Origin of the sequence: Paludisphaera soli (assembly GCF_011064595.1) — a bacterium.
Taxonomy (GTDB): Bacteria; Planctomycetota; Planctomycetia; order Isosphaerales; family Isosphaeraceae; genus Paludisphaera; species Paludisphaera soli.
Genome location: NZ_JAALJI010000006.1, coordinates 116,891 through 143,456 on the forward strand (window position 1 = coordinate 116,891; position 26,566 = coordinate 143,456).

Annotated in this window: 23 protein-coding genes; 16 read left to right on the plus strand and 7 right to left on the minus strand. The window is 71.1% G+C overall.

Annotated elements, in window-relative coordinates:
• Positions 1 to 272: 272 nt before the first annotated feature.
• The 3 genes from G6O68_RS10095 to G6O68_RS10105 form a co-directional block, all read right to left on the minus strand.
• Positions 273 to 4,097 carry a hypothetical protein gene (locus tag G6O68_RS10095; protein ID WP_165247239.1) on the minus strand — a complete coding sequence of 1,275 codons (3,825 nt, stop codon included), beginning with the start codon at positions 4,095 to 4,097 and terminating at the stop codon, positions 273 to 275.
• A 113-nt stretch (positions 4,098 to 4,210) separates the two neighbouring features.
• Positions 4,211 to 4,777, minus strand: coding sequence for a KdsC family phosphatase (locus G6O68_RS10100; RefSeq protein ID WP_165247241.1), 567 nt, complete (start codon positions 4,775 to 4,777; stop codon positions 4,211 to 4,213).
• A 5-nt stretch (positions 4,778 to 4,782) separates the two neighbouring features.
• Entirely contained in the window at positions 4,783 to 5,805 is a 1,023-nt protein-coding gene (locus tag G6O68_RS10105) for a KpsF/GutQ family sugar-phosphate isomerase (protein WP_165247243.1), read from the minus strand.
• Positions 5,806 to 6,203: 398 nt separating this feature from the next.
• Here G6O68_RS10105 and G6O68_RS10110 point away from each other — a divergent pair, with 398 nt between their 5' ends.
• From G6O68_RS10110 to G6O68_RS10145, 8 genes are all read left to right on the plus strand, one after another.
• On the plus strand, positions 6,204 to 7,109 hold the full coding sequence (locus tag G6O68_RS10110) for an ATP-grasp domain-containing protein (protein WP_165247245.1): 906 nt from the start codon (positions 6,204 to 6,206) through the stop codon (positions 7,107 to 7,109).
• Between the two features lie 297 nt (positions 7,110 to 7,406).
• Complete coding sequence (locus tag G6O68_RS10115) at positions 7,407 to 7,709, plus strand: CPCC family cysteine-rich protein (protein ID WP_165247247.1); 303 nt, start codon at positions 7,407 to 7,409, stop codon at positions 7,707 to 7,709.
• 83 nt (positions 7,710 to 7,792) lie between these two features.
• Positions 7,793 to 8,119, plus strand: a complete 327-nt coding sequence (locus tag G6O68_RS10120) for a hypothetical protein (protein WP_165247249.1) — start codon at positions 7,793 to 7,795, stop codon at positions 8,117 to 8,119.
• Positions 8,120 to 8,154: 35 nt separating this feature from the next.
• Positions 8,155 to 8,598 carry a hypothetical protein gene (locus G6O68_RS10125; RefSeq protein ID WP_165247251.1) on the plus strand — a complete coding sequence of 148 codons (444 nt, stop codon included), beginning with the start codon at positions 8,155 to 8,157 and terminating at the stop codon, positions 8,596 to 8,598.
• Between the two features lie 137 nt (positions 8,599 to 8,735).
• Complete coding sequence (gene msrA / locus G6O68_RS10130) at positions 8,736 to 9,443, plus strand: peptide-methionine (S)-S-oxide reductase MsrA (protein ID WP_165247253.1); 708 nt, start codon at positions 8,736 to 8,738, stop codon at positions 9,441 to 9,443.
• Between the two features lie 88 nt (positions 9,444 to 9,531).
• A complete protein-coding gene (locus G6O68_RS10135) occupies positions 9,532 to 10,425 on the plus strand; it encodes a hypothetical protein (protein WP_165247255.1) in 894 nt (297 codons plus the stop codon).
• Between the two features lie 60 nt (positions 10,426 to 10,485).
• On the plus strand, positions 10,486 to 11,295 hold the full coding sequence (locus G6O68_RS10140; protein WP_165247257.1) for a YkgJ family cysteine cluster protein: 810 nt from the start codon (positions 10,486 to 10,488) through the stop codon (positions 11,293 to 11,295).
• Positions 11,295 to 11,771: a macro domain-containing protein gene (locus tag G6O68_RS10145; protein WP_165247259.1), complete on the plus strand. Its 477-nt coding sequence runs from the start codon at positions 11,295 to 11,297 to the stop codon at positions 11,769 to 11,771. Before G6O68_RS10140 ends, G6O68_RS10145 begins: the two co-directional genes overlap by 1 nt.
• On the opposite strand, the gene G6O68_RS10150 is transcribed toward G6O68_RS10145, so the two are convergent.
• Positions 11,749 to 13,323 (minus strand): hypothetical protein, encoded by a 1,575-nt coding sequence (locus tag G6O68_RS10150; RefSeq protein ID WP_165247261.1) that lies wholly within the window; start codon positions 13,321 to 13,323, stop codon positions 11,749 to 11,751. The genes G6O68_RS10145 and G6O68_RS10150 overlap by 23 nt on opposite strands.
• Positions 13,324 to 13,469: 146 nt before the next feature.
• On the opposite strand from G6O68_RS10150, the gene G6O68_RS10155 reads away from it, so the two are divergent.
• The 6 genes from G6O68_RS10155 (at position 13,470) to G6O68_RS10180 (ending at position 19,924) form a co-directional block, all read left to right on the plus strand.
• The gene (locus G6O68_RS10155; RefSeq protein ID WP_165247263.1) at positions 13,470 to 14,477 is read left to right on the plus strand and encodes a Gfo/Idh/MocA family protein; all 1,008 of its coding nucleotides are present in this window, start codon (positions 13,470 to 13,472) and stop codon (positions 14,475 to 14,477) included.
• A 106-nt stretch (positions 14,478 to 14,583) separates the two neighbouring features.
• The gene (locus G6O68_RS10160; protein ID WP_165247265.1) at positions 14,584 to 15,171 is read left to right on the plus strand and encodes a hypothetical protein; all 588 of its coding nucleotides are present in this window, start codon (positions 14,584 to 14,586) and stop codon (positions 15,169 to 15,171) included.
• A 43-nt stretch (positions 15,172 to 15,214) separates the two neighbouring features.
• A complete protein-coding gene (locus tag G6O68_RS10165) occupies positions 15,215 to 15,637 on the plus strand; it encodes a hypothetical protein (RefSeq protein WP_165247267.1) in 423 nt (140 codons plus the stop codon).
• Positions 15,634 to 17,169: a hypothetical protein gene (locus G6O68_RS10170; RefSeq protein WP_165247269.1), complete on the plus strand. Its 1,536-nt coding sequence runs from the start codon at positions 15,634 to 15,636 to the stop codon at positions 17,167 to 17,169. Before G6O68_RS10165 ends, G6O68_RS10170 begins: the two co-directional genes overlap by 4 nt.
• A 44-nt stretch (positions 17,170 to 17,213) precedes the next feature.
• Entirely contained in the window at positions 17,214 to 18,470 is a 1,257-nt protein-coding gene (locus G6O68_RS10175; RefSeq protein ID WP_165247271.1) for a TlpA family protein disulfide reductase, read from the plus strand.
• Positions 18,471 to 18,577: 107 nt separating this feature from the next.
• Positions 18,578 to 19,924 carry a sulfatase family protein gene (locus G6O68_RS10180; RefSeq protein ID WP_165247273.1) on the plus strand — a complete coding sequence of 449 codons (1,347 nt, stop codon included), beginning with the start codon at positions 18,578 to 18,580 and terminating at the stop codon, positions 19,922 to 19,924.
• 24 nt (positions 19,925 to 19,948) lie between these two features.
• On the opposite strand, the gene G6O68_RS10185 is transcribed toward G6O68_RS10180, so the two are convergent.
• The 3 genes from G6O68_RS10185 to G6O68_RS10195 form a co-directional block, all read right to left on the minus strand.
• A complete protein-coding gene (locus tag G6O68_RS10185; RefSeq protein ID WP_165247275.1) occupies positions 19,949 to 21,397 on the minus strand; it encodes a hypothetical protein in 1,449 nt (482 codons plus the stop codon).
• Positions 21,398 to 21,445: 48 nt separating this feature from the next.
• Positions 21,446 to 21,808 (minus strand): hypothetical protein, encoded by a 363-nt coding sequence (locus tag G6O68_RS10190; protein ID WP_165247277.1) that lies wholly within the window; start codon positions 21,806 to 21,808, stop codon positions 21,446 to 21,448.
• Between the two features lie 100 nt (positions 21,809 to 21,908).
• The gene (locus tag G6O68_RS10195; protein ID WP_165247279.1) at positions 21,909 to 23,861 is read right to left on the minus strand and encodes a beta-L-arabinofuranosidase domain-containing protein; all 1,953 of its coding nucleotides are present in this window, start codon (positions 23,859 to 23,861) and stop codon (positions 21,909 to 21,911) included.
• Positions 23,862 to 24,109: 248 nt separating this feature from the next.
• Between G6O68_RS10195 and G6O68_RS10200 the strand changes: the two genes are divergently transcribed.
• Both G6O68_RS10200 and G6O68_RS10205 read left to right on the plus strand, forming a co-directional pair.
• A complete protein-coding gene (locus tag G6O68_RS10200; RefSeq protein ID WP_165247281.1) occupies positions 24,110 to 25,330 on the plus strand; it encodes a cellulase family glycosylhydrolase in 1,221 nt (406 codons plus the stop codon).
• A gap of 76 nt (positions 25,331 to 25,406) precedes the next feature.
• Entirely contained in the window at positions 25,407 to 26,315 is a 909-nt protein-coding gene (locus G6O68_RS10205; RefSeq protein WP_165247283.1) for a leucine-rich repeat domain-containing protein, read from the plus strand.
• Positions 26,316 to 26,566: the final 251 nt, after the last annotated feature.

The window sequence follows — 26,566 nt, forward strand, 5'->3', positions numbered from 1 at the left end:
CCCGACGCCCCCTCCGGCGGGCGAGGCCGCCCGCCCCACGGGCCCTGCGAGCGGGTGCCATATGCAGACAAGATGATCTCTCAACCCCTTCCCCCCCGGGCGGGGGAAGGTGGCCGAATGCCGGATGAGGGGAGGGCGATCGAGAAGGCCGCCGGAGCACCGGCCGGGCCGATTCGCCGTCGCGTCCTCGTGGAGTCCGCCTTGATGTTCCCCCTCATCCGCCCCTTCGGGGCACCTTCCCCCACCGGGGGGGAAGGGAAGAGGTGCTCATCTCAGCGTCCCGTGAAGCCCTTGCGCTCGGCGGGGTTGGTCGGCGGCCGGAACGGCTTGGTCCGCTTGGGGGCCTCCTTGGGGATCATCTGCGAGGGCTTGATCACGCCGGGACGCGTGCCGGTGCGGGTGTCGATGAGCTGGAAGGAGCGCGGGTCGGTGACCTGCACGGAGCCTTCCTTGGGGTTGAACTGGACGGACGAGGCCCGGCCCGGCGAGGCCGACTGGCCGACCCCCGCCTGCTGGACGACCTGCACCGGGCGGCCTTCGAGGCCGTTGGCGTAGACCAGGTCGTTGAGCGAGTCGTAGGTGATCACGTCGGCCTGGAGCGCGGTGTCGCGGGCGCGGACGTAGGCGTTGTCCCACGCCTTGAGGAAGTTCCGCCCGCCCGAGGTCCTCGCGGCGCCCGGCGGCGGGGGCTCGTTGATCACGCGGAGCATCTCCGAGGTCAGGAACGCGGCGTCGGCGGGGAGCCGGTCGTAGTCGAACCGGACCGCCTCGTTGGCGACGTTGCCCCGGGCCGTCTCCACGGCCCCGAAGAACTCCGCCCAACGCTGCTCGTCCACGTCGTCGCCCACGCCCGAGCCGAACCGCCCGCGCATGTCGCGGACGAACTTGATCTGCGTGAGGACGAGCGGCGGGAACGCGGGCCTGGCCCCGGGCGCGGCGCCGGCGGCCCCGGCCCGGCGGGGGGCGTCGGGGGTGGCGGCGATCTGGTCGCGGGCGTCGGGCCCGTCCTCGCCGGGGCGGAACGCGGTGGGCCGGACGGCGACGGCGGCGGCGTCGAACGCGGGGGGCGACTCCTTGGTCGGGTCGGCCTTGCGGTCGTAGAGGAAGACCTCGCCGGGGCCGGGGGCGCGGAACGTCCCGGTGCGGCGGTCGTAGAGCAGCGAGCCGGCCTCCATCCGCTGCTGGCTGATCAGCACGGGGTGGTCCGGGTGGACCTTCCGGGTGATCGCCACGGCCCGCGACTTCGGCGTGCCGACGACCTCGATCATCGCCAGGTCGGCCTTCGGCTCGGGCTCCTCGCCGGCGCCGGCCTCGGCGTCGGCCGGGGCCTTGGGCTTGGACCGGCCGCTGAGCTTGCCGGCGTCGACCAGCGGGATCGGCCGGTCGGTGTAGATGGTGATGGAGTCCTCGCCGTGGAGGAGCGAGTCCTCCATCTGGGCGTGGGCCCGGCCCAGGAACTTGATCTTGGCGGCGGGCCGCTTGAGCGGATCCTGCGAGATCCCCTCGAAGGTCATCAGCTTGGTCCAGGTCAGGACGATCGGCACCTTGGTCGACAGGACCTTGCCCCCGCGCTTGCGGACCTTCGGGGCCTCGCCGTCGGCCTTCGCCTTCGCCTCGGCCTCGGCGGCGGCCGCGTCAAGCCCCTCGGCGTTGCGGTCGGTGAACAAGGAGCGGTCGGTGAGCTGGGTGAGCTTGCCTTCGCCGTAGGCCCAGGCCTGGTCGGCCTTCTGGTCGACGCCGATGGTGTCGGCCTCGATGGTCATCTCCTCGGTGGAGACGCGGGCCTTGGGGGCCTTCTTGGGGTCGATCGCGCGGCCCCTGGCGGAGTGCTGGTCGTGGTGGTAGAGGTCGAAGACGACCTGGCCCTTGGCCTCGTTGCGGAGGACGAGGACCTCGCCCGTGGCGTCGGTGCCGACGGTCTTCCCCTCGCCGGGCTCCTGGTGGAGCTGCACGCTCCCCCGCAGCTCGACGTCGCGAAGCTCGTAGGCCGGCTCGTTCGAGGCCGCGGCCACGGCCTGGGCGGGGGCTCCGGCGGCGGCGGGCGGCCGGGGGCCGACGATCACCACGGCCTGGGCTCGCTCGGCCCGGGCGGTCATTTTGGGGCCGTTCGGCTTCGGCCCGGCGGCGGCGCCCTGCGCGGGGACCGGCGTGAGGTCGGGCGCGTCCTCGGCGTTGACGGTCGGCGCCGGCGCGGGGGCGGCGGGCTTCGCCGCCGGGGCCGGGGTCGGCGGGGGCGAGGCGGCCACGGTCCCGGCTTCGAAGTCCACGTCGAGCCGGTCGCGGAGGCGGAGGTCCCGCGTCGCGTCGACGAGGTGGACGTCCTTCACGGCGAGCAGCCGGCGGATGCTGGGGAGGGCCTGGGCCTTCGGCGGGGCGGCCGGGTCGGGCTCGACGAACGAGGCGGGGACGACCTCGCGGCCGTCCTGCGTGAGAGTCTTCTTCTCGTCCGGGTTGAGCCAGACGACGATGCGGTCGGCGGACTCCAGCGAGGCGTTCTGGGCGCGGTCCTCGACTTTCGGCGAGCCCTTGAGCACCAGCACCCGGCCGGGGACGCGGCCCTCCTCGACGGCCTCGTTCTGGACCCAGAGCTGCTCGCGCCAGGCGGCCGTGCGGGCCGGCGGAACGTCGCGCGGGGGGTCGTTCGCGCCCAGGGCGGGCCGGCTCTCCAGCAGGCCCGGGCCGTTGGCGACGAGCGCCGCGTGGTCGGGGTCGCCGTCGTCGGTGAGGGTGGCGTCGGAGCACCAGACGTGGGTGACCGACTGGAGCTTGCCCGGGCCGGCTCCGGGGGCGGCGGCGGCCAGGTCGCGCTTCTCCAGCCAGAGCTTCTTGGGCCCGCCGCCGTTGAACACGGTGGTGTTCTTGCCCGAGGCGGGCTCCTTGTAGTGGAGCAGCTCGACGCAGAGGATCTTGACCCCCTGGGCCGGCATCTGGAGCCAGACGGCGTGGCCGCTGGCCTTCACCCGGCGCAGGGTCAGGCCGCCGAACGCGTCGCCCTTCTCCTTGTCGTCCTTCGCCTCGGCCTCGACGGCCGCCGGCTTCTTCTCGCCGGGGAGGAGCGTGAGGTGGAGGGTGTCGCAGGTGAGCTGGTCGGGAAGCTCGCCAAGCTTGCCGCGGCGGACGACGACGTTGTTGCGGAACTCGACGTAGGTCGGGTCGGACGGCTGGGGGGGGCCGACCGGCGGGGCCGGCGGCGTGTGCGGCAGCGCCACGACGAGCGGCCCGTCGCACTGGACGTCGAGCGGGATCGGCTCGGCCGGGGCCGCGACCGGCTTGGCGGCGCCGGCGGCCCCCTTGGCCTCCAGGTCGGGGAGCATCCCGGTGCGGCCGACGTCGAGGAACGTGGTGCGGACGTGCTTGTGGAGCGTGAGCTGCTGCGCGCCGTCGAACCCGGAGGCCCGGCCGCCGGGGGCGTTGGGGTCGAGCTTGGGGCGGAGCTGGATCTCCAGGCCGGTCCCGGTGACGCGGAGGTTGCGGTCGACCACGACGACGTCGGAGTTGGTGCGGATCAGGGGGGCGATCCCGTCGTCGATGTACTCGACGTCGGTGAGCGGGCCGATGATCAGGTCGTCCTTGGGGTCGTCGGGCGTGCCCCGGTCGTCCTTGATCATGACGTCCCGCTCCAGGCGGGCGTATCGGACGCTCGGCGAGGACTCGCCGGGCTTGAGGGTCAGGCCGAACGCCTTGTCGAAGTCGATCGTCGCCGACTCGCTGGTCAAGGTCTTGGTGCCCCCCCCCTTCTTGGGGGAGCCGAGCACGAGGGCCGCCGGCTTCACCTCGATCCGCTTGCCGTCGAACTTCACGCCGCCGCTCTCGATGGGGCGGGAGAACTCGGCCGCGAAGAGGATGATCCCCTTCTCCTGGCTGACGTAGCGGAGGAGGTCGTCGGAGTTGGTCCAGTGGTCCCGGCCGAACACGCGCTCCGCGGTCTCCCGGACCAGCCGCTTGTTGTCGGAGTCGTGGGCGGCGAACTCCAGCGGGTCGACGTGCCGGGCCGCGCGGAGGCGGCCGACGACGAGGTCGAACGTCCGCACGTACGCCAGGTGCGACGCCGTCAGCAGGCCCAGGACCGTCGCCAGCTTGAAGAGTTTCTTGAGCACGTGTTCGACATTCCGTAACAACGTCGGCGGTTACCCGGTTCACGCGGTGGGCCGCCTCGGACGCGTCGGGGGGACCATCCCCGGGCGGCCTGGGCGACCCCGCCCCAGCCTGCTCACGTCGCCGGCGCGAGGTAGCAGCCGCAAGCGCCGTGCCACAGCCCCTGGGCCTTCAAGACGACCTCGACGACTTCGCGGATCACGCCGTTCCCGCCGGCCGCGAGGGTCGTGAGGTGGGCCGCCTCGCGGACCTCCTCCACGGCGTCGGCCGGGCACGCGGCGAGCCCGACGGCCCGCAGCACCGGCAGGTCGATCAGGTCGTCGCCGACGTAGCAGACCTGCTCCGCCGTCGCCCCCGTCTCCTCCAGGAGCGCCCGGAAGGCCGCCGCCTTGTCGTCCAGGCCCTGGACCACCCGCTGGATCTTCAGCTCCGCCGCCCGCCGCTCGACGACCTTCGCGCGGCGGCCCGAGAGGATGGCCGACCCCTTGCCCACCTTGTGCCAGAGCGCGAAGCCCAGGCCGTCGCGGACGTGGAAGTTCTTCGACTCCACCCCCTCGTCGTCGACGATGATCCGGCCGTCGGTGAGGACGCCGTCGACGTCCACGGCCAGGATCCGGATCGCCGCGCATCGGGCTTCGAGGTCGGCCGCGGGGGCGGCCGTCGGGGGTCCCGGATCGGTCACGCGCGTCACTCCTCGAAGTCCTCGGGGGGCGTCCCGATCAGGTCGGTCACGTCGATCAGGCCGGCCAGCCGGCCGCCCTCGTCGACCACGGGGAGTTCGCTGATCTTGCGGCCCTTCATCAGCTCGACCGCCTCGCCCAGCATGGCGCCGACGGTCGTGCGGAAGGGGTCGGCGGTCATCACCTCGGCGATCGGCCGGTCCAGCTCGGACTCGCGCCGCTTCTCGAAGAGGCGGGCGAGGTCGCTGTCGGTGAAGATGCCCAGCAGCTTGTTCTGGTGATCCTGGACGAGCACCGCGCCCGAGCGCCGCCGGGGGCCGGCGAGCCGCACGAACACCTGGCGGACCGTCTCCTCGGGGCGGGCCGTGCGGACGTCGCGGCCGGTCCGCATCACGTCCTCGACGCGCGTCAGCCTCCGCCCGAGGTTCCCCGCCGGGTGGTAGAGCGCGAAGTCCTCCGGGGTGAACTCACGCATCCGCGAGACGAGGAGCGCGAGGGCGTCGCCCACGGCCATCATCGCCGTCGTGCTGGCCGAGGGGGCCAGTCCGAGCGGACAGGCCTCGGCGATCGTCCCCATCGCGATGCAGACGTCGGCCGAACGCCCTAGCGAACTCGCCGCGCGTTCGGTGACGGCGATCAGGCGGGCGCCGATCCGGCGGATCGACGGGAGGATCCGCAGGACCTCCTCGGTCTCGCCGCTCTGCGAGAAGGCGACCACCACGTCGCCGTCGCGGATCCGGCCCATGTCGCCGTGGACGGCCTCGGCGGGGTGCAGCGGGTAGGCCCGCGTGCCGGTCGAGGCGAGCGTGGCGGCGGTCTTCTGCCCCACCAGGCCCGCCTTGCCCATGCCGGTGACGATCACGCCCCCCTGGCACTGGTGGACCAGCCGGGCCGCCCGGACGATGGAGCCGTCGAGCCGGTCGCGCACCGCGTTGAGGGCGGCGGCCTCGTCCCGGAGGACGCGTCGGGCGAACGCCAGGGCCTCGGCCTCCGTCTCCGGGGCCGTCGTCGCTTCCGAGATCGTCGCCATCCTGGGCCTCCCTGCCCGGCCCGCGGACCGATGGCCGACGTCAGGTCGGACCACTCCCCCAGGCGGCGGCACCATAGCCCATCCCCCTAAGCCCGTCAACGCGGAGTCCGACGCGACCACGCGCCCGCCCTCCCCGCTTCCGCCATCGGACCTCTTTATCGTCCGCGACTAGCCTTGAACTTGGGACGATTATGAAAGCTGCGGGAAATCGGGGCGTGCGTGGAATATGCGTCGGGATTGGCGAACGGGCGGTTGTTTTGTTTTGCAGGGATTGCCCGGGGTGTGATTGCGCCCCTTCGTTGTAAGATTTGCCATCGCGAACGGATGTTTTTGCTAAAGTGCGGCGGGCCCGAACGCGGGTGCACCGTCGACCGACCCGACCCGCGGAGGCTCTCGCGATGCTCCTGGTCTTCTGCCGCGACCCCCTGGAGAGTGCACGTCCCGACCGGTCCTTCCGGGCCGAGGTCCAGGCGGCCGAGGCGCTGGACGTCGAACGGATCCTGATCGATCACGACGCCCTGGTCCGCGGCGAGTCCCCGGGCCGAATGGTGCGGGGCGTCGCCGAGCGGCCCGAGCCGACGACGGCCGTCTATCGCGGCTGGATGACGACGCCCGCGCACTACGCCGTCCTCCACGACGCGCTCGCCGGACGCAACATCCGCCTGGTGAACGACCCCGCGCAATACCGCCATTGTCACCACCTGCCCGATTCTTATGAGGCGATCGCCGGGCTGACGCCGCGATCGGTCTGGCTGGAAGGCGACCCGGGGCTGGACCGGATCATGGCGTCGCTGGCGACGTTCGGCGGCGGCCCGGCGATCGTCAAGGACTTCGTCAAGAGCCGGAAGCACGAGTGGTTCGAAGCCTGCTTCCTCCCCCGCTCCGACGACCGCGAGGCCGTGGCGCGGGTCGTCGGCCGCTTTCGGGAACTCCAGGGGGACGACCTGGCGGGGGGTCTCGTCTTCCGCGAGTACGTCGAGTTCCAGCCGATCGGGACCCACCCCCGCAGCGGCATGCCGATCGTCGACGAGCACCGGATCTTCTGGCTCGACGGCCAGCCGATCTTCCACACCCCCTACTGGGAAGGCTTCGAGGCCGCCGGCCAGCCGCCGCCGGTCGCGGACTTCGCCGAGGCCGCCGCCCGCGTGCCGAGCCGTTTCTTCGCGATGGACGTCGCCCGCCGCCGCGACGGCGCCTGGATGATCGTCGAACTCGGCGACGGCCAGGTCTCCGGCCTCCCCCGCGAGGCCGACGCCCCGGCCTTCCACGCCACCCTCCTCGCCCGCCTGGGACGCGCAGGTTGACGGAGATATGGTATCACCCGACCTTGGGCTCGGCTCGCTTCGAGATGATGGACGGAAACGCTCCCATCCCCGCCGATCCGACGTGCGAAGGACGGTTAAGAACCGTCACGATGAACATCGAGCCGAGCCCCACCGTCGTGCGACGGTCAAGCGGCCCCGCGAGGCGTACGGACCACTGGCCGGTGCGAGCGTCGGATGCGAGGACGGCATCGGAGTGTGCTCTGAAAGTCCGGTCTGGCGACTGCCATCGTTGTGGTCGACCTGGCACCCTTATACTGCGACGGCGAGGCTCTCCCCATGCCCTGGTACGCTCCCAGAGATCCGACGCCTCGCGAGCAGTGCCCCTGCTGTGGCTATGTCACGCTCCCGGAGCGAGGTCGGAGCCTGATCTGCAAGGTCTGCTTTTGGGAGGACGACGCCTTCATCGGCGACCGATTGGACGAGCGTTCGCTCTGCAACAAGATGAGCCTTCGCCAGGGCCGCGCCAACTTCGTCGCATTCGGGGCGTGCGATCGGGAGATGCTCATCCACGTCGCGACGCCGGAGCAACGGTCTCAGTACGCCTGGAAGCCTCTCCCGGCGGATTCGCCCCGCGCGTAACCCGGCCGCGTCGTGAGCGTCGGCGTCCCGGACAGGCCGGTTCCCGTTCATCCACCACATGCCCGGCGGCCCCGAGGCGATCTATGGAAGAGCCAGATCTCCTACAAGAGAATCTGCACGCCATCGCGGCAGACCTCCTCTCATTGAAACGGTTCCAGCCCGTCATGCGTCGCATCTTCGCGGTGCCCGCCGGCGTCTGGCAGACGGTCGCCTCCTGCTGCTCCGGGGAGTTCGATTGGCCCGAATCCGCCGCCGAGATCTTCGCCGGCCACGCGGATCAGTTCGTCGTCACCTACCTGCCTTGGCCCGGCTTAACCGAGTGTGATCCTGGCTGTATGGTCGTGTTCGTCCACGGCGCCGAGCTTTGGTCCACCGTCGCCTACTTCAATCGAGCGACCTTGTCGATGTGACCGAGGGCGAACGAGAGGAGATCCGGAGGCCCCGCATGACGCCGCCCCGAGCGATCCGCTGGCGATGGTTCGTCCTGCCCGCCCTGGCCCTGGCGTTCGTCGCCGCGATGGCCTCGAACTGGACGACGGTCGGCTTCGAGGTGCGCCCCGAGGAGGCGAACGGGACGATCCATCAGCGGTTCGCGATCCCGGCGACGGCGTTGAGGGTCTCGTTCGTCAGCACGCCGAGGGGCTCCTCCGTGTCCTTCGACGTCGATCGCGAGGGCTTCGAAGCCTGGCGTCGCGGGCACGGCTTCCGGGTCGTCCCGATCACGGCCGAGCGCCCGGGCGCGGGGTTCACCATCGACCGGGAGGGCGTCGTTCATCCGGACGTCATCCTGACCGAGGGGGTGGCTTTCCAGGGGGACGGGGAATGCTCCTACTCGGGGTGCTACGACACGCGAACGCGCCGCTGCTACGCCGGCTTCTCCTGCCGTTGAGGGTCGGTCGGTTCTCGCGTGCCGGATCGGGGCTGGAATCTCGCGCGAGGCACGCGACAATGGTCCTGGACGCGCATGAGGTCCCGCGCGGGATCGACTCGGCTCGGATCGGACGTCTTCACCAGGAGCGCAGACGGATGAGCATGCTTCAGCAGGCCTGGCGGCTCGGCCTCGGACTCGGGATCGCGCTCGCGGCGGGCGTCGCCTTCGCGCAGGAAGCGAAGACGACGGAGAAGGCGGCCGACGCGACGAAGGCCGAGGCCAAGGACGAAACCCCCGCGAAGAAGGACGCCGAGCCCAAGAAGCCGAAGCTGGAGCAGGCGACGTTCGGCGGCGGCTGCTTCTGGTGCACCGAGGCGGTCTTCGAGCGGATCCCGGGCGTGAAGTCGGTCGTCTCAGGCTACTCGGGGGGCAACGTCGCCAACCCGACGTACGAGATGGTCTCCACCGGCCTCACCGGCCACGCCGAGGTGATCCAGATCACCTACGACGCGAACGTCGTCCCGTTCGACAAGCTCCTCGACTACTTCTGGATCGCCCACGACCCGACCACCGTCGACGCCCAGGGCCCCGACCACGGCCCCCAGTACCGCTCGATCATCCTCTACCACAATGACGACCAGAAGCGCCTCGCCGAGGAGGCCAAGAAGACCCTGAACGCCAGCCGCGGCCGCAAGTCGCCGATCGTCACCCAGATCGTCCCTTTCGAGGCCTTCTTCCCCGCCGAGGAGTACCACCAGGACTTCGCCCGCAACAACCCCTACCACGGCTACATCGAGACGTACCTGCCTTCCAAGATGTCCAAGCTCAAGGCCAAGCTGAAGGCGGAGGCGGCCAAGAAGTGACTCGGGTTGCATGCAGAACCTCGCCTAGGGGGCAAAGCCCATTCAAGGCGAGAGGAGTGACTGCAACGCGTGAGTGGAAGCAGGTGCCATGCCCATGCAATTCGGTCAGGAGTTCTCATTCAACGGCGAAGTCGTCGGCTGCTTCTTCGACGAACGCGCGCCGCTTTCGCCCGGCCCGCGTCGTTACGAACCCTATCGATCGAACGGCCATTTCGAGATGCACCGGGCTTTGGACGAGGGCGAAACTCCACGCTGCCGCTACGTCCGGGACGGCGAACGCGTCGAGTTCACCGTGAACTCCTCGCCCCGGTACGGCGTCCTGGAACTTGCCGACTTCGCCTATTTTCCGCCGGGCCATCCGGGCGAACCATCGACGTGGGAGCATCCCGCCCCGCGTCCGCTCGCCTCCCGAAAGCGAGGCAAGGATTATCGCCGAAGATATCCCGGAGCGGACGACGGAGCGGCCCGCCCGCCCCGCCAACCCTCGGACGTCGCGCTCGCCGGCTTCCGGCTCGATCCTGGCTCTGAACGGGCGGACCTCTACGCCGTGGTGAGGTTCTTCGCGGACGGTGAAGACCGCCCGATCCTCGTCGACGGCCGTCTCGCCTTCGTGACCGAGCCTGAACGCGTCCGCAACGTGCTGGATCGGTGCGACCCCGAGGTTCGCTCGATCGCGAAGAACCCGGGGCGCATCGCCGTCGAGTGCGACGTCGCCGGCTCGCTCTATCGAATCCAGTGCGAGGACGGCGACGAGGACGCCATGGTCGCCGACAGCCTCTTCGCACTGCTCGACCTCCTCCGCGGCGCCGGCGTGGATCGGCCCGCCGGGCCGTGGAGCCGCCTCGGCTCGTTCGTCGACGACGCGGCCAGTCGCGGCGAGTTCCGCTCGTGGTTCGACAGTCACCGCACCCCTCGTCGCGACGTCCTCGATGCCGTCGCCTGGTGCGTCGGCAAGGTCGCGATGCTTACGCGGTTCTACTGAGGAAATTCGAGCGGCGAGGGTTCCGGTCCGGTCGCGGCTTTCACGTCCTTGGAGGCTCTCATGGCCGAACGTTACGAGGCGAGGCCGGCGGCCGATGTCGAGGCGGTGGAGGTCGTGCTGGACGCCGGGGCGTGGGAGCTTCGCGGGGCGCTCGGGGTGCCGACGGGGCCGACGACGCTCTCGGACCTGCTGCCGGCGGCGCGGGCGATCGCGGACGCGGTGGTGGGCGAGACCTCGGCGGCGGTCGAGGGCCTCGGCGCATGCGTCTCGTGCGGGCCGGGCTGCGGGGCCTGCTGCCGGATGCTGGTGAACGTCTCCGAGGTCGAGGCCCGCCGGCTCCGCCAGGTCGTCCATGACCTGCCCGAGCCGCGCCGGGGCGAGATCCTGGCCCGGTTCGCCGCCGCCCTCCGCCGCCTGGACGCCGCCGGGCTCATGCCGGCGCTCCGACGCGCCGGAGGGCTCACGCCGGCGCAGGTCGACGCCCTCACCGGCGCGTACTTCGGGCTGAAGATCCCCTGCCCGTTCCTCGAAGCCGAGTCGTGCTCGATCTACGAGGAACGCCCCGTCACCTGCCGCGAGTACCTCGTCACGTCCGACCCGAAGCATTGCGCCGAGGGCTCGGCCGCCGACGTCGTCCGCATCCAGCTCCCGCTCAAGACCTTCAACGCCCTGGCCCGCTGGGACGTGCCGCCGGCCGAGCACTTCCTGGAGCGGTTCGTCCCCCTGATCCTCGCCCTCGAATGGGCCGAGGCCCATCCCCACGACCCCCCGGCGCGCCCGGGGGTCGAACTTTTCCGCGAGTTCATCGGTCTGCTCAAGGAGCAGATGGGCCCGCCGGGCGGGGGGCCAGCTCCGGGAGCGACCGCGTGATGACCACGATCCGATACCTGCAAGGCGACGCCACGCGGCCCCAGGCGAAGGGGAACAAGCTCATCGCCCACGTCTGCAACGACCTCGGCGGCTGGGGCAAGGGCTTCGTCCTGGCGATCTCGAATCGCTGGCCAGGGCCGGAAGAGGCCTACCGGGGCTGGCATCGACATCGCGCGCAGAACGACTTCGCCCTCGGCGCCGTCCAGGTGGTCGCGGTCGAGCCCTACGTCTGGGTCGCCAACATGGTCGCCCAGCGCGGCACGAAGACCGGCTCGAACGGCCCGCCGATCCGCTACGACGCCTTGCAGGCCTGCCTGCGACGGCTCGCCGTGGAGGCGGCGGCGCTGAAGGCGAGCGTGCACATGCCCCGGATCGGGTGCGGCCTGGCCGGCGGCTCCTGGGAGCGAGTGGAGCCGATCGTCGCCGAGGAGCTGGTCGCGAAGGGGGTCGACGTCACGGTCTACGACTTCGATTGAGCCGCCAGTCGACCTTCCCCCGATAGCCCATCGTCTCGTCGACCAGTCCGAAGAGGCCCGGGTCGTAGGTCTGCAGGGCCTCGCGGGTCGCGATCGGCGCGGGGGCGTCGGCCGGGGCGGGGACCTGGCCCTGGGCGTCGAAGTAGGCCAGGACGCCCTCGACCCAGTAGGCGTCTCGGTCCCGCGCGGCGGCCGTCCCCCGCCATTTGCCGGCGGCGGTCGCGGCCTCGAACAGGGACTTGAGGCGCGCGTCGAAACTCGCGTCCAGCCGCTTCACGCGCAGCTCGTACTGCTGCACGTCGCGGTCGTTCGGGTCGCGCCCGGGGACGGCCGGCCGTCGGCCGGGGCCGCGCAGGATGGCCCCGGCGAAGGCCCGGACGACCTGATCGCCGCCGGTCCTCGGGGCCGTCGGGTCGCCCAGCACGTTCTCCTCGCCGACGACCATCAGGCCCAGGCCAGGCGCGTATTCAAGATGGCGCGAGAGCGCGTCGACGTCCTTGCCCTTCAGATCGCCCCATTCGGGGAGGCCGGCGATCGACTCCTCGGGGCCCAGGACGATGAGCCGGAGCCCCTCGTCGATCAGGGCTTTCAGGACGTCGTGGCGGTAGGCGAACATCTTGCGGATCACGTCGTTGGCCCGCAGCATCGCCCGGTCGCTGGCGCCCCGGCCGAGGACGGGGAAGCTCCGCGCCCAGGTGGCCTTCTTGTAGTGGGCGTCGAACCCGGATCGGGCCGGCGGCGGCTCGACGTTCGGCAGGGTTTGCAGCCAGGAGTAGCGCCAGTCCTGCTCGGGCGCGAGCTTGAACGCGGAGCGGGCCAGCTCGTAGCCGTCGGGGTCGTAGGCCTTGAGCTGCTCGCGCGTGCCGACGGGGCCGTGGTTCCAGTTGTTGACGCGGTTGCAGTCGAAGTACGCCTGGACGACCTCGGCCCAGTACTCGGCCGGGTTTCCGGCGGCGTAGGCGTCGCGGTAGAGCCCCCTGTCGATCGCGGCGCAGTAGGTGGAGCGGAGGCGGCCCTTCCAGTCGGGCTCGACGGCGGCCAGGGTCGAGTCGATGGTGTGGGCGAACTCGTGCACGGCGATGCTCTCGTCGTCGTAGCGGTCGAGCGGCAGGCTGAGGAGGTTCTCCTCGCCGAAGCTCGTCGGCCGGCCGCCGGTCCCGCGCACGCGCTCGTTGACGAAGGCCGGGTCGGGGTGGCGGCGGTATTCGGGCATGTCGGTGTAGACCTGGTCCTTGCCGATGACGACCAGGTACATCCCCCGCTCGGCCATCGCTCGGATCAGGTCGGGCCGGCCGGCGAGCATCCGGGAGACGATCTCGCGGGTGCGGACGAGGGCCCGGTCGTCGACCTCGGCCGAGGCGGCGACCGGCAGCCCGCCGACGTCCAGATGCTTGGCGTAGAAGCCGCGGGCCGCCTCGCGGTCGGGCTCGGCCACGAGGGCGAAGAACGATTCCGGGGGGGCGGCCGCCTGCGCGCGGGACGAGCCCGGCGCGACCGTCAGGGCCGCCAGCCCGAAGCAGGCCGCGATCGTCCGCCTTGCCGCCTGTCGCATCGCAGCCCCCCTCGCCTTCGTCGGACGCCCGGCCGCGGCGGCCCTTGGATCGCCGGCCCCGGGCTGGTATGTTAGGACCGTCCCGCGAGGCGGCCCCGCCGCGTCGTATTGTACGCATTCTTTGAGCAACATCGAAGGACGTCCTCATGATTCGGGTCGGGATCGTCGGGCTGGGTTTCATGGGCCGGATGCACTACCGCTGCTGGAAGTCGCAGCCGGGGGCGACGATCACGGCCATCTGCGAGGCGAACCCGAAGGTCCTGGCCGACGCCGGCGGGGCCCCCAAGGGGAACGTCCAGGGCGCGGCCGACCACATCGACCTGACGGGCATCCAGACGTTCACCGACTTCGACGCGATGCTCGCCTCGGGCGAGGTCGACGCCATCTCGATCACCCTGCCGACGTTCGTCCACCCGGACACCACGATCAAGGCGCTGAAGGCGGGCGTGCACGTCCTCTGCGAGAAGCCGATGGCGCTCAACCCGGCCGAGTGCGACCGGATGGTCGCCGCGGCCGAGGAGACGGGCAAGATCCTCCAGATCGGCCACTGCATCCGGTTCTGGCCCGAGTACGTCGCGGCCCGCGACCTGGTGAACTCGGGCGAGCTTGGCAAGCCGATCGCCGCCACCTTCCGCCGGTTCTCGACGGCCCCGAACTGGAGCCCGGACAACTGGTTCGCCGACGAGTCGCGCTCGGGCGGCCAGCCGCTCGACCTGCACATCCACGACACGGACTACGTCCATTACCTGTTCGGCCTGCCCGCCGCCGTGTCGAGCATCGCCGACCCGCCGCTGGCCTACATCTCCAGCCAGTACTTCTACCCCGGCGGCCCGGCCGTCGTGGCCGAGAGCACCTGGCGGATGGCGCCGACCTTCGGCTTCGAGATGAGCTTCAACATCGTGCTGGAGAAGGCCACCATCGTCTTCGACTGCACCCGCACCCCGGCCTTCCGCGTCTGCCCCGCCGAGGGCGAGGCCTACACCCCCGAACTCCCCCCCGGCGACGGCTACACGCGCGAGATCGACCACTTCGCCCGCGCCGTGGCCGGCGAGACCCTCGAACCCGTCGTCACCCCCTTCCAGTCCCGCGAGACCGTCCGCCTCGTCCTCGCCGAGAAGGAATCCGCCCGCGAAGGCCGCCGCGTCGACCTCTGACGCGACCCGCCGGCACGCCGATTGACCCGCCGGCCAGGGCGGGTCATACTTCGATCCGATGGTTGCGATGCGTCCCCCCGGTCGGGTTGCGCGGAGGCCGACGATCATGGGCCAGGTCACGCAGGCGTCGGAAGCCGAAGTCGTCGGACCTCGCGAGACGCGGGACCTCGCCCGGCGCGGCCTCCGCGTCCTGGAGGAATCGGGCCGGTTCGTGATCGAGCCGGCCCCGCTCGAGATCCCGCGCACGGCCTTGCAACTGGCGACCACGACGGGTGCCTTCCTCGTGATGGGGGCGGTGTTCGAGGGCTCGTTCGCGGCCCCGTCGCTCGTCGCGGCGGCCCTCTTCGTCCCGGGGATCCTGGCGCTGGAGTACGCCGTCTCGCGGTGCGACGCGTCGCGCGGCCCTCTACTCGTCGTGGATCAGGAGCGAGGCTCGATCGAGATCCCTCGGTCCGGGGACGCGTTCGCGATCGCCGACGTCGAGTCCGTGACGCTCCGTCGCGGATCTCATGGGGGGCCCGACGGGTTGGTGGATCTGGACCGGCTCGGCCTCCTGGCGCGTCGCGGCGGAGCGCTTGCGGACGTCCCGGTCGCCTGGAGTCGAGACGTCGATCAGGGCGGGGAGGTGGCCGCTCGCCTGGCCGACGCGCTGAATCGGCCGCTGCTGCTGCTCACGACCGGCGACGGGTCGTGAAGACGTCGCGGTGCCGTGGAGGCCTAAACGCAAGGAAGCGCCCATGCTTCGAGGCCCGTTCGGTTGCCTGGGGGCGTTCCTGATCGGCGTCACGCTGACGGTCGTCTTCCTCCCCCTGGCGTTCCTCGTCGGCTATCCCGCGCTTGCGGCCCTGGGCCTCTGGTATCTGGCCCGAGGCGTCCTCGGCCGCCTGGAGCGGCCCGGAGAGGTGGCGTCGATCTGGACCGCCTACCTGGGACTCATCCTGATCCTGCACGGGATCGTCCTCGGTTTCGACACCCCCCTGGCCGGCGCGCCGCCGACCCCCGAGGAGAAGCGGTTCGGCGCCCGCCGCCGTCTCGGGCGTGGCGCTGGGCAGGGGCCGCCCGGCGCGGACGCCTCCGCCCCCCTCTTGATTCTCCGGAATCCATGCCGCACCCTCGATTCCTTCGGTGTTGAACATCGCGGGACGAGGGGTCGACGATGAAGAAGGCGATGCGTGGGTTGGCGGCGTTCGCGGTCGTTCTGGGCGCCGTCTCGGCGGCGAGGGCCGAGGAGAAGCCGACGTTCAAGGCGGGGTTCGCCGAGCGCGACGTCTCGCCGAAGATCGGCGACGAGGCGCCGGGGGGCTACGGCAAGGCCTATCACAGGACCTTCCACGACCCCTGCAAGGCCCGCGCGGCGGTCTTCGACGACGGGGCGAACCGGGTGGCGATCGTCGGCCTGGACGCGCTGTTCATCCGCGGCAAGACGGTGGGCGAGGTCCGGACCGCGATCGAGGCGAAGACCGGCATCCCCGCCGGCTCGATCCTGGTCTCCGCCTCGCACACCCACAGCGGCGGCCCGACGGGCCTGTTCCTCCCCGGCGAGTTCGCCGACGCCTCGCCGCTGGTCCGCGACATGGTCGAGAAGGAGACCGTGATCGCCGACGCCGCGTACCTGGAGAAGGTCAAGGCGGGGATCGTCGAGGCGGTCGTCGAGGCCGACGCCAACCGCGTCCCGGCCCGGGGAGGCGCGGGCTTCGGCCTGGCCGAGAACGTCGCGTTCAACCGCCGATTCCTGATGAAGCAGGGCCACGCGATGACCCACCCGGGCGTCGGCAACCCGGACATCGTCGAGCCCGCCGGCCCGGTCGACCCCCAGGTCGGCGTCCTGGGCGCGTGGGACGAGAAGGGGAAGTTCCTCGGCTGCGTCGTGAACTTCGCCTGCCACTGCACGACCGGCCCCGGCGGGATCTCGGCGGATTACGTCTACTACATCGAGAGGGCGATCCGCGGCCTGATGGGGGACGACGCCAAGGTCGTCTTCGTCCCCGGCATGGCGGGCGACGTCACCCAGGTCGACAATCGCCTACCCTACCAGGCCGCCCAGTTCGGTGAGGGGTCGGCCCGGCTCGTCGGCGGCACCGTCGGCGCCGAGGCCGGCAAGGCGCTCGTCGCGATGGAACGCCAGGCCGGCCCGATGGTCCCGGTGGCGGCGACCTCGCGCAAACTCTCCATCCCGCGCCGCAAGCCTTCGCCCGAGCACGTCGCGGCGGCTTTGGAGCTTATCCAGAAGCCGGACAAGGCGAGCGTCGACACGACGGATTGGGCTTTCGCCAAGGAGACGGTCGTCCTGGATGCGCGGATCGCGCGGGAGCCCGTGGTCGAGACCGAGGTCCAGGCCGTGCAGGTCGGCCCGGCGGTCTTCCTGACCTCGCCCGCCGAGTATTTCTGCCAGTACGGCCTGGACCTGAAGGCCGGGTCGAAATTCCCGTTCACGTTCCCGGTCTCGCTGGCGAACGACGTCGTCGGCTACGTCCCGCACGAGAACGCGCTCGACCCCCAGACCGGCGGCGGCTACGAGACCCGCCTGACCAGCTACAGCAACCTGGAGCCCGCCGCCGGCCGCAAGATCGCCGACGCGCTCTTGGAGCTGGCCGCCGGCCTCACGCCCGGCGTCGCCCCTAGGGCCCCGGCGCTCAACCCCTTCACGGGTAAGCCCTGGACCTACGGCGATCGCCGGCCGCAACTGGACTGACCGGTGGATCCAGTCGTATGTACCCAAGGAAAGGAATCTCGCGCATGATCTCGTCCGGGCGACTAAGGTTCCTCGCGACCCTGCTCCTGATCGCGCCGACCATCCCTTCCGGAGGCTCAACTCTCGACGATCCCAAGCTCCGCGAGGGCTACGAGGCGATCCTCGCCGAATATGACTCGGCGATGAAACGCTACATGGCGGAGGCCGCCAAGGCCAAGGACGAGGCGGATTACGAGGCCCGTGCGAAACCCTTGTATCCCGACTCCAGAGCGTATGCGAACCGCTTCGTCGACCTGGCCGCCGCCAACCCGGGAGATCCGGCCTCGCGGGACGCGTTGCTGTGGGTCCTCGGGACGATGCGGACGGATCGTCGCGAGAACCCGGCGCTCGCGCGTGCGATCGACCTCCTGATCGGAAGTCACGCGGACGACCTGCAAGCGGCCCGCGCGACCCTCTCGCTCAGCGACCGTCAGTCGCCGCAGCTCGATCGGCTGTGCGCCGCGATGGACGCCGGCGCGAGGAGTCGCGAAGTGAAGGGGACCGCGTGCCTGGCCCTGGGGCGCCACCTCCTCATGAAGTCCGAAGTCGTGGCCTTTCTCGCCGGCGAGGCGTCGCCCTTCCGATTGCCCTTCGAGGAGGCCGACCCGTCCGGAAAGCCGACGACGAAGCTGGGAAAGCCTGTCTTCGAGGCGGCCTACGAGGCGCACCTCCGCTCGCTGGATCCCGTCGCCCTAGCGAATGAGGCCGAGCGATCATTCGAGCGCGTGATGGCCGAATACGCGAACGTTCCCAACGCTCCGAAGGCGCGGCGGCCCACGTTGGGCGAGGAGGCGAGAGCGTCCCTCGACGAGCTGCGCAACCTGGCCGTCGGCAGGCCCGCGCCCGAGATCGAGGGCCCGGGGCTCGACGGCGCGCCCCTGAAGCTGAGCGACTACCGCGGCAAGGTCGTCTTGCTTGTCTTCTGGGGATCGTGGTGCGGCCCTTGCCTGGACCAGGCGCCCCACGAGCGCGAACTGGCCGCACGCCACAAGGACCGGCCGTTCGCGATCCTCGGCGTCGACTGCGAGGAGGACAAGGAAAAGGGGATCGAAGCCGCGAGCCGCGAGGGGATGACCTGGCCCCACTTCTTCGACGCCGGGATCGGCGAAGGGCCGATCTGCGCCCGCTACCACGTCCAGGGGTTCCCGACCGTGTTCGTGATCGACGCCAAGGGGGTCATCCGCTCCAAGCATCTGGTCGGCTCACTCCTCGACAAGGTCGTGGAAGGGCTTCTGCAAGAGGCCGAGGCGGCGAACCAGTAGGGATCGATCGAGGCGCATCAGGTCGAGCGCCAGGCCTGCCGCCGAACTCGACCTTCGCATACGCCGCGATCCGACGAATTCCGGATGCTCCAGAAGGCCCATCCACCATGAAGCACCTCTCCGCGAGTCTCCTTGTCCTCCTCGCCGTCGGCCCGCTCGTCGCCAGGGCCGACGTCCCGCCGCCGGGCGACCGGCCGAACATCGTCGTCTTCTTCAGCGACGACCAGGGGTACGGCGACCTCGGCTGCTACGGGTCGAAGGACCTGCGGACGCCGAACATCGACCGGATGGCCGCCGAGGGCCTGCGGTTCAAGTCGTGGTACTCGGCGGCGCCGGTCTGCTCGCCGTCGCGCGCGGCGCTCCTGACGGGCCGGTCGCCGCAGGGGGCCGGGGTGCCGGGCAACGTCTCTTCCTACCCGGGCAAGCCCGGGATGCCGCCCGAGCAAATCACCATCGCCGAGCGGCTCAAGCCGCTGGGCTACGCGACGGCCGCCGTCGGCAAGTGGCACCTGGGCTCGGCCCCGGGCGCGGCTCCCAACGACCAGGGCTTCGGCCGCTTCTTCGGCTTCTTCGCCGGCTGCGTCGACAACTTCAGCCACACGTTCTACTGGGACGCCCCCCACTTCCACGACCTCCGCCGCGACGACCGCGAGGTTTACGAGGACGGGACGTACCTGGCCGACATCGTCACCCGCGAGGCCCTCCGCTTCGTCGACGAGAACCGCGACGGGCCGTTCTTCCTCTACGTCGCCTACAACCTGCCGCACTACCCGCTGCAGGCCCCGCAGCGGATCCTCAAGAAGTTCGCCCACCTGCCCCCCTCGCGTGCGAAATACGCGGCGACGCTCGCCGTCGTCGACGAGAGCGTCGGCGACGTGCTGGCCCGGCTGGACGAGCACAAGCTCGCCGACCGCACCCTCGTCGTCTTCCTGAGCGACCACGGCGCGACGGCCGAGGCCCGCGGCGACGGCCCCGTCGGCGACAACGGCCCGTTCCGGGGCCGCAAATTCAGCCTCTTCGAAGGCGGCCTCCGCGTCCCCAGCATCATCCGCCGCCCCGGCGTCGTTCCCGCCGGACAGGTGCGCGATCAGGTCGCCTGCACGTTCGACCTCGCCCCCACCTTCCTCGCCGCCGCCGGCGGATCGGCCGAGCCCGGCGCGTTCGAGGGGAAGGCCCTGACCGAGGTCATCCTCCGCGACGCCCCGTCCCCGCACGCCTCGCTCGCCTGGTCCTCCGCCGGCCAGGACGCCGTCCGCGAAGGGCGCTGGAAGCTCGTCCGCAACGGCCGCGACGACCAGAACCGCCCCCTCTCCGGCCCCGACGCCCTCTTCCTCGCCGACCTCGAAGCCGACCCCGGCGAGACGAAGAACCTCGCCGCCGACCACCCCGAGATCGTCGAGAGGTTCACGAAAATCCACGCCGACTGGGCGAAATCGGTCGCGGGGCCGAGATGACGCGCAGGCGATTCCGCTCCGACTTCACGGCCTGCACGTGTACGTCAGGTCGTCGAAAAAGACGTGCTGGCCGTTGCCGTCGATCCAGGTGGTGACCAGGCCGAAGCGGTCGAAGCGGGCTCCGTCGGCTTTGGCGGCCTCGCCGACGTCCAGGGTGACGGAGCGGTCGTCGAGCCGGACGGTGATCCGGCCGGGTCCTTCGGGGTCGTAGCTCAGCGACCACGCGTGCGAGGCGCCGTCGGGGTAGATGTGGGGCGAGCCGGCGCCGGCGAGCCGAGCCCCGTCGCGGGTGGCGAGCGCGGGGGCGAAGTAGAAGCCCTCGCGGCTGGGCCCCTCGATGGCGACGCCCAGGAAGTTCGTCGGCAGCATCGTGGCCTGGGAGTCGCGGACGGTCATCGACTCGCGGGAATCGAAGAAACCGAGCAGCGTCGTGCTGTCGGTCACCCCCCGGCGCAGGGCGACGCGGCCCGAGGCCTGGATCGGCGTACGCAGGGTGAGTTCGTCGAGCCGGTCGGCGTAGGAGGCCATCCGCGCGGGCTCGCGGCAGTCGCCCCGGAAGATCAGGCCGCCGAGCTCGCCCGGGCCGGCTCCGCCCGCGAACTGGGTCGGGCTGAAGCCGAAATCGAACCGGGGCCGGACGTTCGTCGACGTGGACTCCCGACGGTTCTGGAACCCCTCCCAGCCGGGGTCGTCCGCGAGGTCCTGCCGCACGCCGTCGATCGCCAGGTCGCCCAGCCACACCTCGCCGCCGGAGTCGGCCGACTTCATGACGGTCATCAGCCCGAAGCGGTCGAAGGTCGCCCCGTCGGCCCTGTGGCCCTCGGCGAGGTGGCAGACGGCCGTCCGGTCGTCGATCGTCGCTGTGATCGAGCCGCCGCCGCCGTTCGCCTCGGGGTCGTACCGGAGCGACCAGCGATGCACCGCCCCCTTCGCCGTGAAGCCGATGGGCGTGGCGCGGCCGGTCCCAGGGTCGGGCGTGGAGAACCCCCGGGGATCGTCGCCCCCCGCCCGCCATCGCGAGGTCGCGTACTCCAGCCAGGCGTAGAAGACGTCGCCGCGCCCCGAGACCCGCAGGGCGATCGTGTTCGGCGTCCGCCACTCGTTGAGCGTCCCCGCGTTGAAGAAGCCGACGAGCGCGTGGACCGGCCGGCCGTCGAGCGCGATCGTACCCGAGGCCGACATCGGGCGGTCGAACGTCGACCGGGGGATGGCCTTCGCGTAGTACGCCGGCTCCGCCGCCGGGCAGACGAAGCCGCCGACCTCGCCGACGCCTCCCCCGGCGTGCGCCGTCCGGCTGTGGCCGAAGTCCTGCCGGACCGACCGGGGCTCGAAATGCGTCGAGCGGTTGTTCCGCCCCTCCCAGCCGGGATCGCGGTCGAACCGCTCGGTCCGCTCCTCGGCCGAGGCCCGGCCCGCCAGGCACGCGGCGAGACATCCGACCGCGAACCATCGACCCCGCTTCTCGTTCGACATCGTCGGCTCCCGAACGGTGACGCCACCTCCCGCGATCCGCCCCGCCGTCTATTCTGGGAGGCCCGGAGTGAGCGTGTAAAGCAGCAGCGCGATCAAGCACGCCAGGGCCAGGTGGGCCAGAGAACGGGATCGCTCCGGCGCGGCCGATCCGACGAACATCCTCACGAGGAACGACACGCCGATCGCCGCCCCGAGGAAGACCGCCTCAACCAGGTTGCCGAGCGACTTCGGAGAAACCTCAGCGAGCATCAGCGCCGCCCAGAGGCCGAAGGGGACGACGAACAACGACCCGTCGAACGACGTCAGCCGCCGACGGTCGAGCAGCCAGGCCGGCAGGCCGAAGAACAGCGCCGCCACGACGTGCATGATCCAGAGGACGGCGAAAATCTCGATGACGTCGGGGTCGCGCATGGCCGATCTCCGGGGGCCGAGGACTCCTCCACCGTCCTCTCCATGCACGTCCCGACTCTTCCCATGCCAACCCCGTAGCCTGCATCGCGTCCGGTCCGCCTCACTCCGTCGGCGGGCCGGTGCGGAAGGAGTGTTCGCGGGAGAAGGGGGTGGCGGCGGCGTGCTCGACGCGGAGCCAGGATCGGTAGCGGGAGCCGTCGGCGCCGGCGGTGGCGAAGTCGCGGAGCTTTACGGTCTTGCCGTCGGCGGTCTTCGCCTCCACGAGGACGATCGAAGCCTGCGGGCCCTTGGCGTCGGACGCGGGGAGGATGCGGAGGGAGCGGGCGTCGATGGGCTCGGGGTCGTCGGGGCCGTTGTCGTTCAGGCTGGCGTCATAGGCGAGGAGGGTCGGGCCGACGTACAGCGAGCCGCGGCCCTCGTAGTTCTTCTCGCCGAGCCAGACGCGCGGGGCCATGTCCAGGTCCAGCTCGACGACTTCGCCGGGCTTCCATTCGCGGTCGATCGTCTTGTACGTCGCGGGCTTCACGTCGGCGACCGTCTCGCCGCCCACGGCCAGCTTGGTGGCCGTGGACCATTGCGGGATGCGGAGCCCGAGCGCGAACTTCGTCGGCCGGTCGACGTCGACCTTGATGCGGATCCGGCCCGAGCGCGGGTAGTCGGTCTCGGTGGTCAGGCCGACCCGCGCGCCTCCTTTCAGGCGGCCGGCCAGCTTGCCGGGCCCATACCAGTTGAGGACCAGGCCGCCGGTCGCGTCGTCAACCAGGAGGGCCCACTGCGAGACCAGGCCCAGGCCCCTCGCGGCGTTGACCGAGCAGCAGTTCAGCTCGGGCGAGCCGGGGCGGGCCTGGAAGACGATCTCGTGGAAGTTCGCCTGGCGGAAGCCGTCCATCGGCGTGTTGTACGTGCTCCAGCGCCCCGAGGGGGAGAACATCCCGAGCGCCGAGTTCATCGTGGACAGCTCCAGCTCGTCGGCGACGACCGGGTCGCCCGACTGCTTGAGCATGTCGACCGAGAGGGCCAGCCAGGCGATCGTGCAGCAGGTCTCGATGGCGCCGGCGTGGTACGGGTCGCCCTGCGCCTGCTCGCCCGACGAGAACCCGCCGTTGTTGTGGCGGTCGAGCCTGGCGATGCTCCACCAGAGGTTCGCATACGCCTTGCGGCGGTCGGCGTCGTTCTCGATCCGCCCCAGCGCGGCGAGGGCCTGCATGGGGTGGAGGCTCTCCCACCGGGGCTTGGGCGTCTGGAAGAACTCGTCGCCCGCCAAGCCGCGCCGGAAGTAGTCTCCGGCCAGCGGCGCGCCGTCGGGGCCCGTCGCGGCGAACTCGTCGACGATCTGCTTCGCGAGCTTCAGGTACTTCTCGCGACGGGTTTTCTCATAGAGCAAGACGAGCGCGTGGGCCGGGGCGAGGTTCATCTCGGTGGAGCCGGTGTCGACCAGGCGGGGCTTCTTCTCGCCCAGGAACTTCTCGCAGAGGAGGTCGGCGATCTTCACGGCGACGGCGAGGGCCTCGGGGTCGCCCACGGCCTCGTCCCAGGTCATCAGGCCGAGCATCATGTGATAATGCCCCCAGGCGTCCCACGAGCCGCCGGGCTTCCCCTGGATGTTGGGGGCGGTGCCCGTCAGCCGGTGCTCCTTCGAGAAGGGGCCGAAGTAGCCGTCCTCGGCCTGGAGCGGCAGGAGCGAGCGGACGTAGGCCTGGAGCGAACGCTTCAGCGCGGGGTCGTTCGTGGCCTGGTAGACCTGCGTGGCGCCCGTGAGGAACTTGCCGGCGAACTCGCCCGACCAGGGGAGCAGGTCGCGATAGGGCGGTCGGTCGCGGTCGGCGAACATCGCCAGGATGGCCGGGTTCGCCTTCGGGCCCGGCAGCAGCCAGTTCGTCGTGACGGCGTCCAGGTACTCCCGCAGCGGCCCGGCGGGCTCCATGCGAAAGCCGGCGGGGTGCCGCAGGGGGTGGTCGGGGGGCGTCTCGGGGGGCGCGGCGGCCGTGGACGTGGAGAGGGTCGCGGCGAGGATCGCCGCCATCGCGAGGCCTGGATTTCGTGCGTTCATCATTCTCCCCGATCGTGGGCGGACGGTTCGCTTGGCGTCCTCGGCGAGGCCCGCATGACGGCCTCGACGGATGGAGGGAGGACGCCCGACACCCGAGAATAGACCCGATCCGCGACGCCGCCGCCAGCCTCCGCCCCCTCGACGCCGGGCTGCTTCGGCGGTAGCCTCGACGGGAGTCCCGCGAGATCCACCCACCCCAGCCGTCGCGACGGCCCTCCCCGAGCCGCGCGGCGACGATTCAGGATCGCATCATGAGACGGTTCGCTTATGCGACGGTGATGGTCGTCTCGTGCCTCGCCGCGCGGGCCTCGGCCCCGGTCGAGGGCTTCGTGAAAGCCGACGGCCCTCGTCTCGTCCTGGACGGCCGCGAGTACCGGGCCGTGGGCGTCAACGTGCCGCACCTGCACCAGATCTATCTGGGGACCTGGTTCCACCTCGGCCAGCTCTACGGCACGCCCGAGAAGGCGAGGGCCGCGGCCGTCGCGGCGGTCGAGGACGCCTCGCGCAGCGGCTTCGCGTTCATCCGGTTTTTCGCCGGCCCCGGCTATCCGATCGAGGCCCGTCGGCTCTACGAGACGGACCCGGAAGCCTACTGGCGGGGCCTGGACGAGCTGTTCGCCCTCTGCCGCCGCGAGGGCCTCCGCCTGGTCCCCTGCCTCAACGTGGCGTCCGGCCACGCCCGCTTCGCCGAGCCTCGAAGCGCGATCCTCGACCCCGACTCGAAGACCTGGAAGGCGAACCGCGAGTACGTCCGCGCGTTCGTGACTCGCTACAAGGACGACCCGATCGTCCTGATGTGGGAGCTGGAGAACGAGCTGATGCTCGCGGCCGACGTCGACATGACGGGGACGCCCCAGCCCCCCCGCGCCGTCCATCCCGAAGGGGCCGAGGTCCGCGAGGTCGGCACGCGCGAGGATTCCCTGACCTGGGCGATGACGCAGCGGATCTATCGCGAGCAGGCCGCGTTCATCAAGTCGCTCGATCCGAACCACCTGGTCACCAGCGGCGACGCCGGCGTCCGGCCCGAGGCGACGAGCCGCCGGGAGACTTTCCCGGACTTCCGATACCGCGACGACGCCTGGCGCGAGCACCTGGCGAACGAGCTGGCCTCCCAGCCCGAGCCGCTCGACGTCCTCAGCCTCCACCACTACGGACCCGCCGACCCCGGCCCCAAGAGCGCGGGCCTCGACCCCCTCGAACGCGCCCGCCTCACCGCCCGCGCCGTGCGGGCCGCCCGGGTCCCCCTGTTCATCGGCGAGCTGGGCCAGGACGCCCCCGCCTTCAAGTCCGATCCCGAGGCGAGGTGGGCCCGCGCGTATCTCGACATGGCCGAGGAGGAAGGGATCTCCCTGATCGCCCTCTGGGTCTGGCACTTCCCCTGGCAGCCGGAGCTGACCCTCGACGGCCGCTCGCACCCCCGGCTGATCGAGCGGGCGCGGGAGTTCGACGGGCGGCGTGCGGGGGCGGAGTGACCGGGGCGTTCTCGTCCCGGCCGCGACGCGCGGGTAAGATGCCTGCGATGGCGGGCCGTTGAATTGGGGGGATCGAATGTCGAGGGCGTTTCGGCCGTTCTGGATCGGCGTCGCGTCGTGGGCCTTCCTCGTGGGGGCGGGCGCGCCCTGCTTGGGGGACGAGGCGGAGCGGGCTCGGCTCCTCGCCGCGATCGTGGATTCCGGCGGGAAGGTCGAGCGGGACGAGGACGCCCCGGGCCGGCCCGTCGTGCGGATCGACCTCGTCCTGAACGCCAAGAAGTCCCTCGGCGGCCTGAAGGCCTTTCCCGAGCTGAAGATCCTGGTGGCGAGGTTCGCCTCGCTCGCCGACGACGATCTCGAACCCCTCGCGTCCCTGACCGCCCTCGAAACGCTGGACCTCGCGAACAACGACGTCACCGACAAGGGACTGACCCACCTCAAGGGCTTGAAGGCTCTGCGGCGGCTCGCGCTGGGGGGCAACGCGATCACCGACGCCGGCCTGGCCGAGCTGGGCGGACTCGGGCGACTCCAGTTCCTCGGACTGGACTCGACGAACGTCACGGACCGTGGCCTGGCCCGGCTCGAGGGGCTGACCGAGCTGGAGGAGCTGGGGCTGATGGGCTGCGAGGTCACCGACGCCGGCATGAAGTCCCTCGACCGGATGGATCGCCTGCGCGGCCTCTACCTCGCGGGGACCCAGGTCGGCGACGCCGGCGTCGGCCACCTCCTCAAGGGGGGCCGACCGGCCCTGCGGAGCCTGGTGCTGACCAGCACCCGCATCACAGACGCGTCCCTGGAACGCCTGGCGACCCTGACCCAGCTCCGAGAGCTGAGGCTCAACGACAACGCGATCACCGACGCCGGCCTGGCTCGTCTGGAAGCCTTGCCGGCCCTCGAGCGGCTGACCATCGGCCGCACTCGGGTCACCGAAGCCGGGATCGATCGGATGCGTCGCGCGCGGCCCGGGCTGAAGATCATCCGCTGATTCGAGCGGAGGCACGCGCTTCCGGGGCGCGGAGCCGCGACGACCTCGGATCCGTGACGCCCATCCGTCAAGGATCGACGTAAGATCGCCGTCATGCTGCGGCGACGCGACGTTCCCGATGCACGGCCGCGTCGCGGACGCGGCGTCCGTCGCGTTCCGGCCGCCTCGCGCCGATTCGAGGCGGCGCGAGGCCGGCGGCGAAGTCCCAATCCCGGGCCCATGCGTAATCCATGCGTCGGTGAATGGCGAGG